At 68.3% G+C, this 16,696-nt stretch carries 17 protein-coding genes; 10 read left to right on the forward strand and 7 right to left on the reverse strand.

The genetic code is table 11. The features are described 5' to 3' along the window. Positions 1-21 precede the first annotated feature (21 nt). Entirely contained in the window at positions 22-825 is an 804-nt protein-coding gene (locus tag E3O62_RS00605) for an RNA methyltransferase (protein WP_134397185.1), read from the forward strand. A gap of 26 nt (positions 826-851) precedes the next feature. Then, a complete protein-coding gene (locus E3O62_RS00610) occupies positions 852-2,084 on the forward strand; it encodes a D-alanyl-D-alanine carboxypeptidase family protein (RefSeq protein ID WP_134397187.1) in 1,233 nt (410 codons plus the stop codon). Between the two features lie 262 nt (positions 2,085-2,346). On the opposite strand, the gene E3O62_RS00615 is transcribed toward E3O62_RS00610, so the two are convergent. Next, positions 2,347-3,135, reverse strand: a complete 789-nt coding sequence (locus tag E3O62_RS00615; RefSeq protein WP_134395538.1) for an SGNH/GDSL hydrolase family protein — start codon at positions 3,133-3,135, stop codon at positions 2,347-2,349. 56 nt (positions 3,136-3,191) lie between these two features. Between E3O62_RS00615 and E3O62_RS00620 the strand changes: the two genes are divergently transcribed. Next, the gene (locus E3O62_RS00620; protein ID WP_134395539.1) at positions 3,192-5,006 is read left to right on the forward strand and encodes a DEAD/DEAH box helicase; all 1,815 of its coding nucleotides are present in this window, start codon (positions 3,192-3,194) and stop codon (positions 5,004-5,006) included. A gap of 89 nt (positions 5,007-5,095) precedes the next feature. Here the strand turns inward: E3O62_RS00620 and E3O62_RS00625 are convergent, their stop codons facing one another. After that, on the reverse strand, positions 5,096-6,397 hold the full coding sequence (locus E3O62_RS00625) for a PLP-dependent aspartate aminotransferase family protein (protein WP_134395540.1): 1,302 nt from the start codon (positions 6,395-6,397) through the stop codon (positions 5,096-5,098). Positions 6,398-6,503: 106 nt separating this feature from the next. On the opposite strand from E3O62_RS00625, the gene E3O62_RS00630 reads away from it, so the two are divergent. Next, positions 6,504-6,983, forward strand: a complete 480-nt coding sequence (locus tag E3O62_RS00630; protein WP_104102139.1) for an Lrp/AsnC family transcriptional regulator — start codon at positions 6,504-6,506, stop codon at positions 6,981-6,983. A 103-nt stretch (positions 6,984-7,086) separates the two neighbouring features. Here the strand turns inward: E3O62_RS00630 and E3O62_RS00635 are convergent, their stop codons facing one another. Both E3O62_RS00635 and E3O62_RS00640 read right to left on the reverse strand, forming a co-directional pair. Beyond that, on the reverse strand, positions 7,087-7,290 hold the full coding sequence (locus E3O62_RS00635) for a cold-shock protein (RefSeq protein WP_035840308.1): 204 nt from the start codon (positions 7,288-7,290) through the stop codon (positions 7,087-7,089). Between the two features lie 248 nt (positions 7,291-7,538). Continuing rightward, positions 7,539-8,375, reverse strand: a complete 837-nt coding sequence (locus E3O62_RS00640; RefSeq protein WP_134395599.1) for a DUF3097 domain-containing protein — start codon at positions 8,373-8,375, stop codon at positions 7,539-7,541. A gap of 126 nt (positions 8,376-8,501) precedes the next feature. Here E3O62_RS00640 and E3O62_RS00645 point away from each other — a divergent pair, with 126 nt between their 5' ends. The 3 genes from E3O62_RS00645 (at position 8,502) to E3O62_RS17435 (ending at position 9,671) form a co-directional block, all read left to right on the forward strand. Then, positions 8,502-9,215, forward strand: a complete 714-nt coding sequence (locus tag E3O62_RS00645) for an SOS response-associated peptidase (protein ID WP_134395541.1) — start codon at positions 8,502-8,504, stop codon at positions 9,213-9,215. 69 nt (positions 9,216-9,284) lie between these two features. Next, positions 9,285-9,449, forward strand: a complete 165-nt coding sequence (locus E3O62_RS16765; RefSeq protein WP_158250294.1) for a hypothetical protein — start codon at positions 9,285-9,287, stop codon at positions 9,447-9,449. Positions 9,450-9,566: 117 nt separating this feature from the next. Continuing rightward, on the forward strand, positions 9,567-9,671 hold the full coding sequence (locus E3O62_RS17435) for a hypothetical protein (protein WP_198410590.1): 105 nt from the start codon (positions 9,567-9,569) through the stop codon (positions 9,669-9,671). Between the two features lie 9 nt (positions 9,672-9,680). Here the strand turns inward: E3O62_RS17435 and E3O62_RS00655 are convergent, their stop codons facing one another. Continuing rightward, positions 9,681-10,328 carry a DUF1345 domain-containing protein gene (locus E3O62_RS00655; protein WP_241973227.1) on the reverse strand — a complete coding sequence of 216 codons (648 nt, stop codon included), beginning with the start codon at positions 10,326-10,328 and terminating at the stop codon, positions 9,681-9,683. 145 nt (positions 10,329-10,473) lie between these two features. Here E3O62_RS00655 and E3O62_RS00660 point away from each other — a divergent pair, with 145 nt between their 5' ends. Beyond that, positions 10,474-11,409, forward strand: a complete 936-nt coding sequence (locus tag E3O62_RS00660; protein WP_134397189.1) for a DnaJ domain-containing protein — start codon at positions 10,474-10,476, stop codon at positions 11,407-11,409. Here E3O62_RS00660 and E3O62_RS00665 read toward each other — a convergent pair. Next, a complete protein-coding gene (locus E3O62_RS00665) occupies positions 11,396-12,304 on the reverse strand; it encodes a hypothetical protein (RefSeq protein WP_370448869.1) in 909 nt (302 codons plus the stop codon). The two genes, E3O62_RS00660 and E3O62_RS00665, sit on opposite strands and share 14 nt — an antisense overlap. A 280-nt stretch (positions 12,305-12,584) precedes the next feature. On the opposite strand from E3O62_RS00665, the gene E3O62_RS00670 reads away from it, so the two are divergent. Beyond that, complete coding sequence (locus tag E3O62_RS00670; protein ID WP_134397191.1) at positions 12,585-12,947, forward strand: hypothetical protein; 363 nt, start codon at positions 12,585-12,587, stop codon at positions 12,945-12,947. A gap of 348 nt (positions 12,948-13,295) precedes the next feature. Next, on the forward strand, positions 13,296-15,524 hold the full coding sequence (locus tag E3O62_RS00675) for an MMPL family transporter (RefSeq protein ID WP_134395546.1): 2,229 nt from the start codon (positions 13,296-13,298) through the stop codon (positions 15,522-15,524). A gap of 8 nt (positions 15,525-15,532) precedes the next feature. On the opposite strand, the gene E3O62_RS00680 is transcribed toward E3O62_RS00675, so the two are convergent. Further along, positions 15,533-16,675 (reverse strand): XdhC family protein, encoded by a 1,143-nt coding sequence (locus E3O62_RS00680; protein WP_134395547.1) that lies wholly within the window; start codon positions 16,673-16,675, stop codon positions 15,533-15,535. Positions 16,676-16,696 lie beyond the last annotated feature (21 nt).

A 16,696-nucleotide genomic window follows, 5' to 3' on the forward strand; every position in this document is an offset into this window, starting at 1 on the left:
CCCCGTGAAAGGCGTCCCGCTGTGCAGATCGTCCCCATCGAAAACCTTGACCTGCCCGGTCTCGCCGACTACTCGCGCTTGACGGATGTCGCGCTCCGCCGTGTCTCCGAACCGGCCGGCGGGCTGTACATCGCCGAGTCCAGCAAAGTCATCGCCCGCGCCCTCGCGGCCGGCCACCGCCCACGGTCCGTGCTTCTGCAGCAGCAGTGGCTGCCCGACGTGCTGCCGCTGCTCGTCGACTGGCCGGACGTGCCCGTGTACGTCGGCGCGGCATCCGTTCTCGAACGGCTCACCGGCTATAACCTGCACCGCGGTGCGCTGGCGGCGATGCACCGCCCGGATCTGGCGCCGGTGCACGAGGTGATCCGGGACGCGCGGCGCATTGTGATCCTCGAGGACATCGTGGACCACACCAACGTGGGCGCCATTTTCCGCTCGGTCGCCGGCCTCGGCGCGGACGCCGTCCTGATCACGCCGCGCTGCGCGGACCCGCTCTACCGGCGCAGTGTGCGGGTGAGCATGGGCACGGTGCTTCAGGTGCCGTGGACCCGACTGCCGGAATGGAGCGAGGCCGCCCCGATGCTGCATGGGGCCGGTTTTCACCTCGCGGCCCTGGCACTGTCCGACGACGCCATCAGCCTCCCGCAGTTCGCCGGGAACGCGCCGGAACGGCTGGCCCTGATTCTCGGCGCCGAGGGCGACGGGCTCAGCACCCAGGCTCTCTCGGCCGCCGACACCGTCGTGACGATCCCCATGCTCCACGGCGTCGACTCGCTCAATGTGGCCTCGGCCAGCGCCGTCGCGCTGTACGCTCTGCGCGTCTGAACGCGGGCGCTTGGTAGAGTCGTCGGATGCCACTGACCCGACGCCAAACGTTCCTTCGCCGTCGGGTTGCCTTTGCGGCGGCCCTGGTTCTCACCCTGGGCGGGGTCGGCTACCTAACCGGCACGGGGTTGGCCCCGGTTCCGGCCGCGGCCGTCGAACTGATCGAACCGGCCGCGCTCACCCAACCGGCCGCCGAGCTGATCTGGCCGGATGCCGGTGCGGGCGCCATCGGTGCGGTCGGCTACCCGGGGCTGCTCGGTTCCACCGGCGACCAGGAGTCGATGCCGATCGCGAGCATCACGAAGATGGTCACCGCACTCGTGCTGCTCGAGGAGAAACCCCTGAGCCTGAACGAACCCGGCCCGGACATCCGTTTCACCGACGACGACGTCGACATCTACTACGACGTGCTGGCCGAGGACGGCTCGGTCGCGCCCGTGTCCGCCGGCATGGTGCTCAGCCAGCGTGAGGCCTTCGAGGCCATGCTCCTGCCCTCCGCGAACAATTACAGCATTTCACTGGCGATCTGGGCATTCGGTTCCGTGGATGCCTACCTGGCGGAGGCTGAAACCTGGCTGGCCGCGAATGGTCTGACCGACACCACGGTGGCCGACACCAGTGGGTTGTCGCCGGCCAGCGTGAGCAGCCCGGGCGACCTGGTCACGATCGGCAAGCTTGTCTTGGCCGAACCCGTCCTGGCCGAGATCGTGTCCATGGAGACGTCCGACCTGCCGACCATCGGCACGGTCACCAACACCAACAAGCTCCTCGGCACCAATGGTGTCACCGGGATGAAGACCGGAACCACGGACGAGGCCGGCGCCTGCCTCCTGTACTCGGCCGAGTTCACGGTCGGCGGCAAGACCATCACCCTGGTCGGCGTCATGCTCGGCGGCGACACTCATCCCGAACTGAATGCGTCGATCGTGGACCTGCTCGACAGCGCCGAACCCGGGTTCCGCGCGGTAAGCCTGGCCGACAAGGGTGCCGCCTACGCGACTTACGCCACCCAGTGGGGGCAGAAGAGTCGGGCGGTCGCCGCGGAGGCGGCATCAGCCGTGGTCTGGTCGGACACGCCCATCACGGCCCTTTCGGCGGCGCGCCCGGTCACCCTCGGGGAGGTCGGCGACTCGGCCGGTGCAATTGACTTCCAGGTGGGGGAGACCACGGTGAGCGTGCCGCTGGTGCTCGAGCGCGAGCTGACCGACCCGGGGGCCGCCTGGCGCTTCACCCACCCGGCCGAGCTGGCCGCGGGCTAGTCGCACGTGAGGCCGGGCCGAGCCCGCGCGTGTGGCCAACTCAGGACATCCGTCGCCCGCACTCACCGGCCACTGCGGACCAGTGCGGAGCCGGTGCCGATGCCCGTCCCAGCCGGTCGGATCTCCTGAGTTAGCCACAACACCGGCCGGATCCGAGGCAGCGCCTACCGGGAACCCGCATTTTCTTCAGAATCTCCGTCGAATTGGTTCGACACCGGATGCTGGTGACCGAGCGGCGCCGGCTCGCCGCCGCCGAGCCGGTCTAGTGCCGGGGCTGGCTGAACGGCCGTGCATCTGGGCGCTTGGGCAGCACGTGGTCGCCGGAGGACTGGTGCCGGATACGGCGCAGAACCCACGGCAACAGGTACTCCCGCGCCCACTGCATGTCCTCCGTGCGGGCCTCCCGGAAGGTACGCCCTGGCATTGGCTCGGGCTTCCGGGGTTCGAGGGCATTGAGCACGTTGAGATCGGAAAGCACCATCCGGGCGACGGTGTGGTGGCCGAGAGCGTTCAGGTGCAGCCGGTCCGCAGACCACATGCCGGCATCTTGAATCTCGGTCAGCGACCAGAGGTCGGCGACGACGCAGTCATACTTCGTCGCGACCGCGCGCAGGTTCTCGTTATAGATCGCAATCTTGCCCCGAATACCACGGAATACGGGGGAGAAGCCCACATCGGCGCCCGTGAACAGCACGATGGTGGCGTTATCGCGACTCAGCCGGCGCACCTGCTCCTCGACCTGGGCGGCGATGTGGTCGGGGTCGGATCCCGGCCGGAGGACGTCGTTGCCGCCCCCGGAGAAGGTGATCAGATCCGGATGCAGAGCGAGCGCCGTCTCCACCTGCTCCACGCTGATCTGGCGGATCAGCTTGCCCCGCACGGCGAGGTTCGCGTAGGCGAAGTCCGGTGTGCCCTGGCTGAGCACCTCGGCGACCCGGTCCGACCAGCCCCGGTTCCCACCCGGGCTCGTCGGCTCGGGATCACCCACCCCCTCCGTGAAGGAGTCGCCGAGGGCGACATAGCGGGACCACGGATGCATCGGCGTCGTCATTGCTCCATTCTCCCCCCGCATCCCGGCAGTCCGTTCACCGGGTAAGTTCGTATGACGTGAATACTCCACCCCCCTTCGGTCCTGCCCAGGGGACGAGTGCAGCCGAGCATCTCTCGCCTTCGTTCCCGGAGCGTGCCGCGTGGGGCACAGCCGGCAAATTGCGGGCTTGGCAGGCGGAAGCGCTGGAAGCGTATTTCGTGCACCAGCCACGTGATTTCCTCGCCGCGGCGACGCCGGGCGCCGGCAAGACCACCTTCGCCCTGCGGCTCGCGGCCGAGCTGAAGGCCCGCCGACTGATCGACAGCATCACGGTAGTCGCGCCCACCGAGCACCTCAAGCGCCAGTGGGCGGATGCCGCGGCGCGGGCGGGCATCCGGCTCGACCCTAACTTCAAGAACGCCAACGGGCGCTACGGCAACCACTACCACGGCATTGCCGTCACCTACGCCCAGGTGGCCAGCCGGGCAGCCCTGCACCGGCAGCTGACCCAGTCCAGCCGCACCCTTGTAATCCTGGATGAGGTGCACCACGGCGGGGACGCGCTGAGCTGGGGTGACGCAATCCGGGAGGCGTTCGAGCCGGCCACCCGCCGCCTCTCGCTCACCGGCACCCCGTTCCGATCGGACACCTCGCCGATCCCGTTCGTGAGTTACCTACCCGACGAGCACGGCATCCGCCTGTCCCAGAGCGACTACAACTACGGGTATGGCCGAGCCCTCGAAGACGGCGTCGTGCGCCCGGTCATGTTCATGGTCTACGCCGGACATATGAAGTGGCGCACCCGCGCCGGCGACGAGATGGAAGCCAAACTCGGCGAGGGTAACACCAAGGACATCACCTCCCAGGCCTGGCGCACCGCCCTGGAACCCACCGGGCAGTGGATCCCCGCAGTGCTGCGCGCCGCCGATTTGCGCCTCACCCAGGTGCGCCACGGCATCCCGGATGCCGGTGGCCTCGTCATCGCCACCGACCAGACCATGGCGCGCGCGTACGCGGCCGTCCTGCAGGAGATCTCGGGGGAGTCGGTGACCGTCGTACTCTCCGATGAGAAGGAGTCGAGCGACCGGATCGACGAGTTCGCGCACAACACCTCGCGCTGGATGGTGGCCGTGCGGATGGTGTCGGAGGGGGTCGACGTGCCGCGCCTGGCCGTGGGCGTCTACGCGACCAGCGCCTCCACACCGCTTTTCTTCGCGCAGGCCATTGGCCGGTTCGTGCGGGCCCGGCGCCGCGGTGAGACGGCGTCCATCTTCCTGCCCAATGTGCCCAGCTTGCTCAGCCTGGCCAACGCGCTCGAGCTGGAGCGCGACCACGCCCTCGACCGCAGCAACCGCGACGACGGCGACGACGGCATGTACAACCCCGAAGACGCCATGGTCGCCGACGCCAACACGTCGGAGAAGGCCTCCGACGACCTCGGCGAGGAATTCACCTGGCAGGCCATCGACTCCCAGGCCACCTTCGACATGGTGATGTTCAACGGCGACGAGTTCGGCGAGCTGGCGGAACCGGGCACCGACGAGGAGTTCGACTTCATCGGCATCCCCGGTCTGCTCGAGCCCGAGCAGGTCTCCGAGCTGCTGCGCCAGCGCCAGCACCGGCAAGCCAAGCGCTCCACCGACCGACGCAAGGATCCCGTCACCGGCGAGGTCACCCCGGTGGACCCGCCACCGCTCTATCGCACGCTCAAGGAGCAGCGCACACTGCTGGCGAGCCTGGTAGGCATGTGGTCGAAGCTCGCCGGTGAGCCCCACGGCATGGTGCATGCCGAACTCCGGCGCGAGTGCGGCGGGCCCGCCGTCGCGCAGGCCAGCGTCACGCAGCTGCAGAACCGGATCGACCTGCTCCGCCGCCGCCTCGGCCGCAGCTGACCCGCGGCGGAGCCGCATCTGATCATCGCGGGTGCCCGTTCCGCGCGGGAGCGCCCCGCTGAACGGCTACTCTCGACCGAAACGGCCGCTCAGACAACGGCGTCCTGAGGTTCGGCAGCCGCGGTGTTCGGCACCCCGACCTTCGCCACGTCGGGAGTGACATCCATCGCCACGTCCAAGGCGGCGAGGATGTCGGCGAGCAGGTCGTCGACGTGCTCGAGGCCGATCGAAAGGCGCACGATCCCGGCACCGGGCCGGGCGCCGGCCTCGACCGGGCGGTGGGTCAGGGAGGCCGGATGCTGCACGAGTGAGTCCACGCCGCCGAGGGAGACCGCGTGCGTGATCAGCGTGCACGCCTCGGTGAACCGCACGGCCGCATCGAAGCCGCCCGCGAGGTCGAGGGCGATGATAGACCCGGCCCCGTTCGCCTGACGGCCCAAAAGCCCCAGCGGGTCCTGCCCGGGCAGCCCCGGGTACAGGACCCGGGCCAGTGCGGGGTGACCCGCGAGACGCTCCGCGACGGCGCCCGCGGTTGCTTGCTGGGCGCGCACACGCACCGGCAGCGTGCGCAGCCCCCGGTGCAGCAGATACGCGGCGAACGGATGCAGCACACCGCCGGTCAGGGCCCGCACCTGGCGCAGGCGCGCCATCCAGTGCTCGGGGCCGGAGACCGTGCCGCCCATCACGTCTCCGTGGCCGCCCAAAAATTTGGTCGCACTGTGCAGCACCAACGCGGCGCCCGAATCGACCGGGCGCTGGAGCACCGGGGTGGCGAACGTGTTGTCGACCAGCACCGGCACGCTGCCGGCCGCCGCGACCACGGCACGGATGTCGGTCAGCGCCAGCGTCGGGTTCGCTGGGGACTCCAGGATGACCAGCCCGGTGTCCGGCCGGATTGCCTGGGCAACCCCGTCGGGATCGACCCACGACACGGTCGTGCCGAGCAGACCGGTGGCGAGCACATGGTCGGTACCGCCGTAGATCGGCCGGAGGGCCACCACGTGGGGCGTGCCGCCGGCCACGGATGCGATCAGCACGGCCGCCAGCGCGGCCATTCCGCTCGCGAAGGCGACGGTGCCCTCGGTGCCCTCCAGGGCCGACAGTGCCGTTTCGAACCGGGCGACTCCGGGCTGCCAGAGTCGCTGGTACACCGCGGAATCGCCCTCGCGGATCGTACCTCCGGTGGCGAGGTTCTCGTAGGAGTCCCCGCCGCACTCGACTCCCGCCAGCGGATTGGTCGTGGAGAGGTCGATCACGGGCACATGCGAACCGGCCGCTGTCAGCCCGGCCATCCCGCCGTGCACGGCAACCGTGTCCGGGTGCGGGGCCGATGGCCGCAGGGCAGGTCCGCGGGGAGGCAGGGGCGGCAGCAGCGGAAGCGTTGGCGTCATGCACAGACCCAAACAGAATCTGCCGCACGGCGCAATCATCCTTGCAGACCCTTGCGAATCAGCGGAAGCTTTCGCATAAACTGCTCACGGAAGAAAGAGTAGGCCGATGGAACCGAAGAAAGCCGAAATCGACCGGGTCGACCGGGCGCTCCTGCGTGCGCTGTCCGTGAACGCCCGTGCCTCCGGTGCGGCGCTGGCCGCGGAGATCGGCGTCGCCGAGTCGACCGTGTCGCTGCGTCTGCGCCGGCTGCAGCAGCTGGGGCACATCCGAGGCTATCGCGCGAATATCGATCTGGCCGCGCTGGGCGCGTCCCTGCAGGCGTTGATCTCGGTTCGCCTGGTCAAGCACGCCCGCGTGCAGATCGACGCGTTCCGGGCAGCGGCGCCGCACTGGCCCGGGGTGATCGGCCTGTTCCACACCGCCGGCGCCGACGACTATCTGCTGCACGTGGCCGCGGCGGACGCGTCGGACCTGCGGGACTTCGTCCTGCAGCATCTGGCGGAGCATCCGGCGGTTGCGCACACCGAAACCAACCTTATCTTCGAGTACGTCGACGGTGACGGCTGGCAGGACCTCGTCAAGTAGTTCGCTTAACGCAGACAACGCCCCTGCCGAAGCAGGGGCGTTGTCGAAGCTCGTGAGCTATGCGACTCGGAAAGCCGCCTCGCTGGTTGAGCAGTTGCGCACTTTAGAGGGCGCGGATGTTCTCGGCCTGAGGACCCTTCGGGCCCTGGGTTACCTCGAACTCGACCTTCTGGTTCTCGTCGAGAGACTTGTAGCCGTTCGATGCGATCGCGGAGTAGTGCGCGAACACGTCGGCGCTTCCGTCGTCGGGAGCGATGAAGCCGAAGCCCTTTTCAGCGTTGAACCATTTCACGGTACCTGTTGCCATTATGAAACTCCTCCAGGAGTGTTAGAAAGGCCCCGACTTTCGAGGCCGTTCGTCGCGGTATTCGTCGTCCGCTTCCGAAAGGAATACGCCGCGGCGACCGGGGTCACCGCGTTTTAAGACGTGCAAGCACTACAACTACTGAGATAACCCTAGCCCACATCGCCGCGGTGCATCCAGATTCCGTGGCAATTCGGTTCCAAAGCGTTACGTTGATTGCAGGTGATGAGTCGATCGGGGCGCACCCTGCACTACTCGGTCGTGACGAAGTCGATCAGTTGTTCCACCCGGCCCAGCAGTTCCGGCTCCAGATCGGCGAATGTGCGCACCCGTCCCAGGATCCGTTGCCAGGCCCGGGCGATATCGGCCTGGTCCTCGTGAGGCCAGCCGAGGGCCTCGCAGATCCCGTGCTTCCATTCGATGCTGCGCGGAATCGCGGGCCACGTCGTGATTCCCACGCGGTTCGGCTTCACGGACTGCCAGACGTCGATATATGGATGCCCGACCACGAGCACATTCCGGCCGTGCGGTCCGCGCGCCACGGCGTCGGCGATCCGGCTTTCCTTCGATCCGGGCACCAGGTGGTCGACCAACACCCCGACCCGCCGGGTGGGTCCCGGGCGGAACTCTCGCAGGAGCTCCTCGAGGTTGTCGACGCCCTCGATGTACTCGACGACGACCCCCTCGAGCCGTAGATCGGCTCCCCAGACCTTCTCCACAAGCTCGGCGTCGTGCCGGCCTTCGACGAAGATGCGGCTTGCTCGGGCCACCCGCGCCGGGGCATCCCGCACGGCCATCGATCCCGAGGCGGTACGGGCGCGGCCCTGCGGCGCCGCCCTGACCGGGACGACGAGCACCACCGGGTCGCCGTCAATCAAGAATCCGCCGCCGAGCGGAAACAGGCGTAGTTGACCGTGGCGGTCCTCCAGGGTGACGATCTTCTTCTCGATCCGCACCACGGCACCGCAGAAACCGGTCGCGACCTCCTCGACGACCAGGTCGGGCGTGGCTTCCCGCGGCGGGATGACCTTCCGGCCAGCGTCCCGCCAGCCGGGGGAGAGTACATCCGCACTGTACCGATCCTGCATGTTCCGCTCGTCCATCGACGCTTCCTCGCTCCTACGCCTCGCCGACGCCGGAATCGACGCTAGCGGATGCCGGCACGGTCTGCGCTCTCAGACCGGGGTGTCGGCGTCCGGTAGTAACCTGTCCCCATGTGCGGTCGATTCATCATCACGGACACGGCGTCCGATCTCGCCGCGATGTTCGACGTCGAGCACGAGGGCGAGAACCTGCCGGAACCGTCGTGGAACATCAAACCCACCGAAAAGATCCCGATCGTGCTCGAGTCAGCCAAGGCCGGGCCGGTCGTGCGCCGGCTCGAGGGCGCGCGCTGGTCCCTTGTCCCCTCATTCGCGACCGAGCTGCAGTCGTCCTTCGCCACCTTCAACGCCCGTGCCGAAACGGCGGCGGAGAAGCCCACCTTCAAGAGTTCGGTCGCGTCCCGGCGCGCGCTGGTCCCGGCCACCGGCTACTACGAGTGGCACACGGACGGCACCGTGAAGACTCCGTACTTCATCCACTCAGACGACGGTCTTCCACTGGCCTTCGCCGGCCTCTACTCCTGGTGGCGCAATCCGGCCCTGGCCGACGACGACCCGGCCCGGTGGGTCCTGTCCGCGACGATTCTCACCCAGGACGCCGAGGGTCCCCTGGCCGCCCTCCACAACCGGATGCCCGTGATTCTGGCGGAAGAGTGGTGGGATCAGTGGCTTGACCCCCATACTCCGGGTGACCAGGCGCTGGTCGACGCCGCGGTGGCCGCCTCGCGGGAGGCCGTCGAGAGCCTGAGCTACCACGAGGTCGCCCCGGTGCGTGGTGACGGTCCGGAACTCATCGAGCCCGTCGGGGCGCCGTCGCCGGTCTGACGCTCGACCGGGTACGCTCGACTCATCGGCCCGGCGTTTAGTGCGGGCATCGCTCGAAAGGACCGCACCATGAACGCCGTCGCCTTCACCGTCGCAATGGCCATCTTCGTCTTCGGTCTCTGGCTGTTCGGGTTCGCGTTCGAGGTGACGGCCTGGCAGTTGCCGATCTTCCTCAGCGGCATCCTCTGCGTTTCGCTGGCCGTGGCCATCCCGGTGCAGATCCTCCGCGACTAGGTCGCAGCCCCCGGCACCGCGTCGGCTCGATCGCGGAGGCCCTCCGGCCCCGAAGTGTCGAAGGAGCCGTCATCGCGCACGAACGAGGGTTCGCGCTCGAGGGAGGTTGCGACCCGGATGGCCGGCTCCCCCGACGGGCTGACCGTGGACAGCGACGGTGGCGTGTGGGTGGCCGTCGACAGTGGGAGTGCCGTGCGCTCGGTCCGGGAGTGCGCCGGCTGACGGGCCGCGTCAGCGCAACAGGCCGGCCACCAGGTTGATCAGGGTAGCCAGGATGAACGAGCCGAACAGGTACGAGAGCAGGCTGTGACGCAGCGCCGTCATCCGAATCGCGTGCGTTTGCAGACTGGTGTCTGAGACTTGGAACGTCATCCCGATCGTGAAGGCCAGGTAGGCGAAATCCCCGTAACTCGGTGGCACCGCCTGGCTAAAATCCACCCCGCCGTCGCGCCCGGAGTAGTAGAGCGAGGCATAGCGGAGCGTGAACAGGGTGTGCACCAGAATCCAGGAGAGTCCGACGCTGAGCACCGCCGCCGCCGCCAGGATTCCCGGTGCGGCGACCGAGGTGGTGTCGGTCCCCACCAGTAGGAACACCAGAGCGCCGAGGCTGCCGAGGCTGCTGAGAACAATCAGGATGTCCGCGGCACCTCGGGACGAATCCTCCCGGGTGGCATGGCTGGCCGTGTTCTGGACGTCCATGGGGCCGATGGTGATCCACACCCAGGTGACATACGTCACGCAGGCGGCCGCCCAGCCCGCGATCGGAGCCAGGGTCCAGCTCCCGTACACCCCGGCCAGAACGGCCACGACGACACCCGCCGCGAACATGCCGATAAGTCGGGTACTCGAGCGGTGGAGGCGTTGGCCGTGCGTCGTCATATGCTGATCGTGCCATGAAGTCGGGTCTCTGCGGGCCGAGGCCCGGGGAGCATCCGGTGTTATGCCAGCCAGGGTCGGTACTGTGAGGGAACGATTGGCTGGCTGTTCCATTGCCGGCCGCACTAACGCTGAAAGAGAACGCTGGATGTCAGATAGCCCGGCCGCGGCGTCGCCCTACGAGGTGCTTGGCGTCAGCCCGTCGGCGAGTGACGACGAACTTCGTCGTGCCTACCGTCGCCTGCTGCGCCACACGCATCCGGATGTCGGCGGAGACGCCGCCGCCTTCCACCTCGTTCAGATCGCGTGGGAGCGGGTGGGAACCCCGGAGGGGCGCGCCGACTATGACCGCCGCCGATACCCGGACGCGGTCCCCGAGCCGGAGCGCCCCGCCTACGCCTCCGGAGCCGGCCGTGCGCAGGCCACGCAGGCCGGGCCGCGCGCGCGCATGTACGGCCATCCGGGTGGCGAGGCGCGCCAGCGTTACCTCGAACTCCTCCGGGAATGGGCCGGGCGCGGAACCTCCATCGCTGACCCGTATGCCCCGACGCTGATCCGTTCGGCGCCGCGGGAGATCCGGCATTGGCTGGCGAAGGCACTGGCCGAGGAATCAACGGCGCAACTCGTCTCCGCCCTCGGGATCGGCTTCACGGCCTGGCATGATGTGGCGGCCGGCACGCAGGGCGGCAAGGTCGATCACGTCGTGCTCGGCCCGGCGGGACTGTTCGCGGTCCTGTCCGAGGACTGGGGCGGGCCGGTGCAGCTTCGGCGCGGGGAGCTCGTCGGTGACGCCCTTGGCCCCGATGCTCGTCCGATTGAAGACGTCGAGGGTGTCGTGCGGGCTCTGGCGAAGTCGGTCCGGGTGAGGTTCACCGCTGTGCTGATCGTGCTGCCCGACGAGGCCCTGGCCGACCCTCTGACGGTCCCCGGCCGTGGCCGGCGCCCGACCGTGATCACGCTGCCGAGGTCACGGCTGATCGGGGTGCTGCGCAGCGGGCTGCCCGGAATGGACCGCGGCAGCTTTGAAAAGGTGTTCGAGTTGCGGAGCCGCCTGCAGGACGGCATCCGCTTCAGTTCGGAGTAACCGCTTCGCGCAGGCCCAGCTTGTCGACCCAGTACCGGAGGAATTCTGCGCCGGCCGCGTCGTGGATCAGGGACCCCTCGACGATTACGGGGTAGGGGCGTTCGAGGATGCCGTCGGACGGCCGCACATCCACATGCGAGACGTCATAGCCGGCGGCATGCAGGTGGTCGGCCATCAGGTAGTCGCTGCGCGAGTCGCCGACCGAGCGCCAGACCCGGGGGAGTGTTCCCGATTCGGAGAAAAAGGCCAGCGCCCGCTCCGCGCCACGGTCCTTGTCCAGGGTGACCGACTCGATGTCGGTCGAGATGATCGTCGGGTCGATCCGGAATGCCACGCTACCGGCCTGGTCCGGAACGACTCGATCACCGAAACGGATGCCCAGCCCGAGTTCAACCATCACCCCGAATACGGCCTCGTTGAATTCCACCGCGGCGGCCTGGTACCGGCCGTGGTCGGCATCCGTGCGCTGCTCGACCGAGACCATCGCCTGCTTGGTCTCGTCGAAGAACATCGTGTCGCTGAACCGGTCGGCGACGAGGTTGCGCAGCCGATCGACGGCGGCGGCCGGCAGGGCCACGCTGTCATCGACGACGATCTCGCCCATCCCCGCGGCCGTGATCGGAAACCAGACGGCTCCCTTCTCGCAGACCCCGTACATCCGCATCGACTCGGGCAACCCGGCTGCACGGAGCGGTGCGACAACCTGCTCGCGGATGAACGTCGACGACCGCCCGGTGATGAATGCGATCGGAACGTTGGCTCCGGCCAGGCTGATCAGATCCGTGATGATGCTCGGTGTGGCGATGGTCCGGGACACCGGACTGGCGATCGGCCCGTCCACGTCGAGCAGCAGGCCGAGGGGGGAGGAGGTATCGCGCATACCCCAGTGTTTCACGGGCGTGCCCCTTCGACCGTCACCTTCCCGTTGGTGGTCGCCGCGGTGATGGAGCGGCGGAAGGAGGGGGCACTCGGGACCGGCCCGCTGTCACTCTCGCCATTGGTCGTGCCGGCGTCCACCCGGCAGGTCACCCCGTCCGCCGGCAGCCCCACCGTGATCGCACCGTTGGTGCTCCGGTCCTCGGCCGACGTCGGCGGGTCGAGAAAGTCGAGTTTGACGCAGGGAGCGCCGTAGCCGACGAGGCTACCCGGCCCGGGAACGCCTATCCTTGATCGAGATGATTACCCGACGAATGGCCGCCCTGCGCCTGGATATCCCGATCGAAATGGCGCAGCGCCACGAACTGCCCTCCCGGATGTCGGAGGCTGAACTGGCCGAGATCGAGCGCAACCCGCCGGCGTGGCTCGTGCAGTCTCGGGCCAACCGCACCGGTAAGAAGCCGGTCTGGGTGGAACTTCGTTGCGATGTCTGCGGGTTCTCCGAAGCCGCGCGTCCCAAGAAGTGGTGGCCCGCCTTCACCTATCTGACCTGTGACTACCACGGATCCGAGGAACTCCCAGAAGCCGCCGCCGGCCTCAGTCGCACCGAGGTCGACGGCATCGGCAACGCATTCATCGGCATCGTCGACGAGGCACCCTAGGTGAGTGTGATTCCTCGTCGTATCCGGTCTCGAACCAATACGACGGAGATTTTGGGTCAAACTCCCGTTTTTTAGCCCACAGGCGCTGTTTTGAGCAGAATCTCCGTCGAATTCGTTCGGGATGAAGTTGTCGCAGAGCCCCGGACTCGACCGACAAGGATCTTGCGGCGCACGTTCGTCCCAAGTGGCAGCGATCAGGCCAACCCGGATTATACCCCCATGGGTATCCGGGGCATGACTCCGAGCGTACACCTCGCGCGGTGTGTCCCGGCACCCGACAGGTGTCGGTCCGCCGGCGCCGGGTGGAGTAATTTGGCGGTAGCCGCCTGAGACCGGAGGACTTCTGCCATGCTGCGCACACTGGGCGTTTTCATCGCCCGTCACCGGTTCACCTCTCTGCTGGTGTGGGCGCTCACGATCGCCGCGTGCGTGGCGACGGCACTGATCGGGGTGACGGGGGAGAACCTCTTCCAGCGGCTCGCCAGCGCCGGCCCCACCGTTGAAGGCGAGGCCAGCCAGGCCGCCGATCTGCTGCAGGGAACCGAGGGCGCGGACACGGAGTCTCTCTCTCTGCTGATCCACGACGTCGACCTGTCCTCCCCGGACCTGGGCTTGATCCTCACCGCGGCCACGACCGATTTGTTGGAAGTCGACGGGGTAACCGAGGTCATCAACCCGCTCGCCATCCCACCGCTCCCTGACGGCTCGCCGAACCCGGCTGCGATGCCTCTCCTGGCACCCGACGGCACCGGACTGTTGCTGAACGCCCAGATGGTGGCACCAGGCGGTGACATCAGTGAGGACCTGCTGGGCGAGGTGGAAGAACGGCTCGGCGTGGCGGCCGACGAGGTCCGGCAGCTGGAGCCGGACGCGACCGTGGAAGTCGGCGGAACCCCGCTCCTGGTGGAATCCCTGGTGGCGGTCGCCGAGGCCGACCTGCAGAAGGGCGAGCTGATCGCGTTGCCGATCGCCCTCCTCGTGATGCTGATCATCTTCGGTGGATTCCTGGCGGCCGGCATCCCGCTGATCGGGGCGCTGGCCTCGATCGCCGGCGCTCTCGGGGCCCTCTTCGGCTTCAGCTACCTGATGGAGATCGACACCACGGTGCTCAACGTCATCACCGTGATTGGGCTGGGGCTCTCCATCGACTACGGGCTCCTGATCGTCAGCCGGTTCCGCGAGGAGTTCCGGGCACTCGTGGAACGGGCCGGCGACAGCGAGACGCGTACGGAACGTCACGAGCTGATGCTGCAGGCGGTGGGCATCACGGCGGACACGGCCGGCCGCACGGTGCTCTACTCCGGTCTGACCTTCGCCATCGCCACGGTGGGCCTGCTGGTCTTCGAACCGGCGATCATCCGTGCCATCGCCATCGGCGCGGTATCCGTGGTGCTGATCGCCATCCTGACGGCGCTCGTTCTTGTGCCGGCTCTGCTCGGGTACTTCGGCGACCGGCTGCTGACGCCGGGCCTGCTGACCCGCATCCCCGGCCTCGGTCCCCTCCTGACCCGTTTCGGCGACGTCGCCCCCCGGGAGGGCGTCTTCTCCCGGCTGACCCGCCGCGTGCAACGGGCGCCCGCACTCGTGGCGCTCGGCGGCATCGCCGTGCTCCTCCTGCTCGGCAGCCCCGCGCTGAACATCAACGTGTCCAGCGGCGGCGCCGACGCCATCCCGAAGGCCTCGACCCAGTACGGGTTCGTCACGGCGTTGAACGACCACTTCCCCGTCGCCACGGCCCCGCTGGTGCAGCTTGTCTCGGACACCGCTGAGGCGTCCGCCGCGGCCTGGGCCGCGGAGGTGGCGACGCTGCCGAACGTCACCGGCACGACACCACCGGCCCTGGTGAACGGACATTGGGTGTCGCGCGTCGGCGTCGACCAGAACGAGGGCCCGGCCGTTGTGCGGCAGATCCGGGACGACCGGCCCGACTTCGACCACTGGGTCGGTGGCACGGATGCCGCGTCGGTCGACTATGTCGACTCACTGGTCGCCGGCGCGCCCTGGGCTGCCCTGATCATCGCCGGGGCCACGTTCCTGCTGCTCTTCCTGATGACCGGTTCCGTGGTCATCCCGCTCACCGCCCTCGTGATCAGCGTCATCTCGCTCGGCGCCTCCGTGGGCATCCTGGTCTGGGGTTTCCAGGAGGGAAATCTCGGAGGCCTGCTCGATTTCGATGCCGATACGATCGCCGGGGTGGACCCTCTGGTCCTGACCCTCGTGCTCACCTTCGGCTTCGGTCTGGCCATGGACTACGAGATGTTCCTGCTCGCCCGGATCAAGGAGCACTACGAGGCGGGTGAGGCCACGCGGCTCGCGATCGAGACAGGTCTGCAGAGCTCGGGCCGGATCATCTCCTCCGCGGCCCTGATCATCGTGATCGTGTTCGCCGGGTTCGCGACCGGCAATCTGCTGCAGATGAAACAGATCGGCGTCGCCCTCGCCGTGGCCGTGCTGCTGGACGCGACCCTCGTGCGCACCATCGTGGTTCCCGCGGTGATGACCTCGCTCGAGAAGTGCCTCTGGTGGGCGCCGAAGTGGTTGCATCCGATCTACGCCCGCTTCGGGATGCGGGAGTAGGGCGGCGGCTACACCGAGGCCTGCTCGTCGAGGTCGTCGTGGTGGATCCGGTCGGCCAGGTTGCCCAGCGGATCTCCGGTGCCGCCCCACTGCTCGGCGATGATCTCCGCGGCGATGGACACGGCCGTCTCTTCCGGGGTTCGGGAGCCGAGATCCAGCCCGATGGGGCTGTGCAATCTCGTCAGCTCCGCCTCGTCCACACCTGCCTCGCGGAGCCGGGCCAGTCGGTCCTCGTGAGTGCGCCGAGACCCCATCGCACCGATGTAGGCGAACGGGCCGCGGGTCAGGGCCACCTTGAGGAGCGGCACGTCGAATTTCGGGTCGTGGGTGAGCACGCAGACGACGGTGCGCTCATCCACGAGCCCGGCCGCGACCTGCTCGGCCAGGTAGCGGTGCGGCCAGCCGACGATGACCTCGTCGGCCTCCGGGAACCGGGCCGGCGTGGCGAAGACCTCGCGGGCATCGCAGACGGTGACATGGTAGCCGAGGAAGGAAGCCAGCCGGGCCAGGGCGGCCGCGAAATCGATGGCGCCGAACACCAGCATCCGTGGGCGCGGGGCGTAGCTGTTGACGAAGACCCGCATGCCCTCACCGCGTCGCTCACCGTCGGGACCGTAGGTGAGGGTGCTGTTGCGACCGGCGGCCAGCAGCCCGCGGGCATCGTCACCGATGGCCCGGTTCGCCCGTTCGGAGCCCAGATCGCCGTCGAAGCCGTGCGGCCGGATGATCAGGTGTCGGCCCAGACGGCTGGGATCGGGGTGCTCGATCACGGTCGCGACCCCCACCGGAGCCGATCCGGTGATGTCCTGCTCCACAGCGGACAGCTCCGGGAAGCTCACCTGGCTGACGGGCTCCACGAAGACGTCGAGGATGCCGCCGCAGGTCAGACCAACGGAGAAGGCGTCGTCGTCGCTGATGCCGTAGCGCACCAGCACCGGCCGCCCGTCATCGATCACCTGGGTCGCGAGGTCGTAGACGGCACTTTCGACACAGCCCCCGGAGACTGAGCCGACCACCTCCCCGTCGGCGGTGACCAGCATCGACGCGCCGGCCGACCGGGGGGCGGACTGGAAGGTGCGCACGACGGTGGCCAGGCCGGCAATGCCGCCGGCCTGCCATCCCGTCAGCAGCGGGTTCAGAACCTCACGCACAGGTGGTGACCCTTCCGGTTT

Source organism: Cryobacterium sp. TMT2-15-1 (assembly GCF_004402345.1).
Lineage (GTDB): Bacteria > Actinomycetota > Actinomycetes > Actinomycetales > Microbacteriaceae > Cryobacterium > Cryobacterium sandaracinum.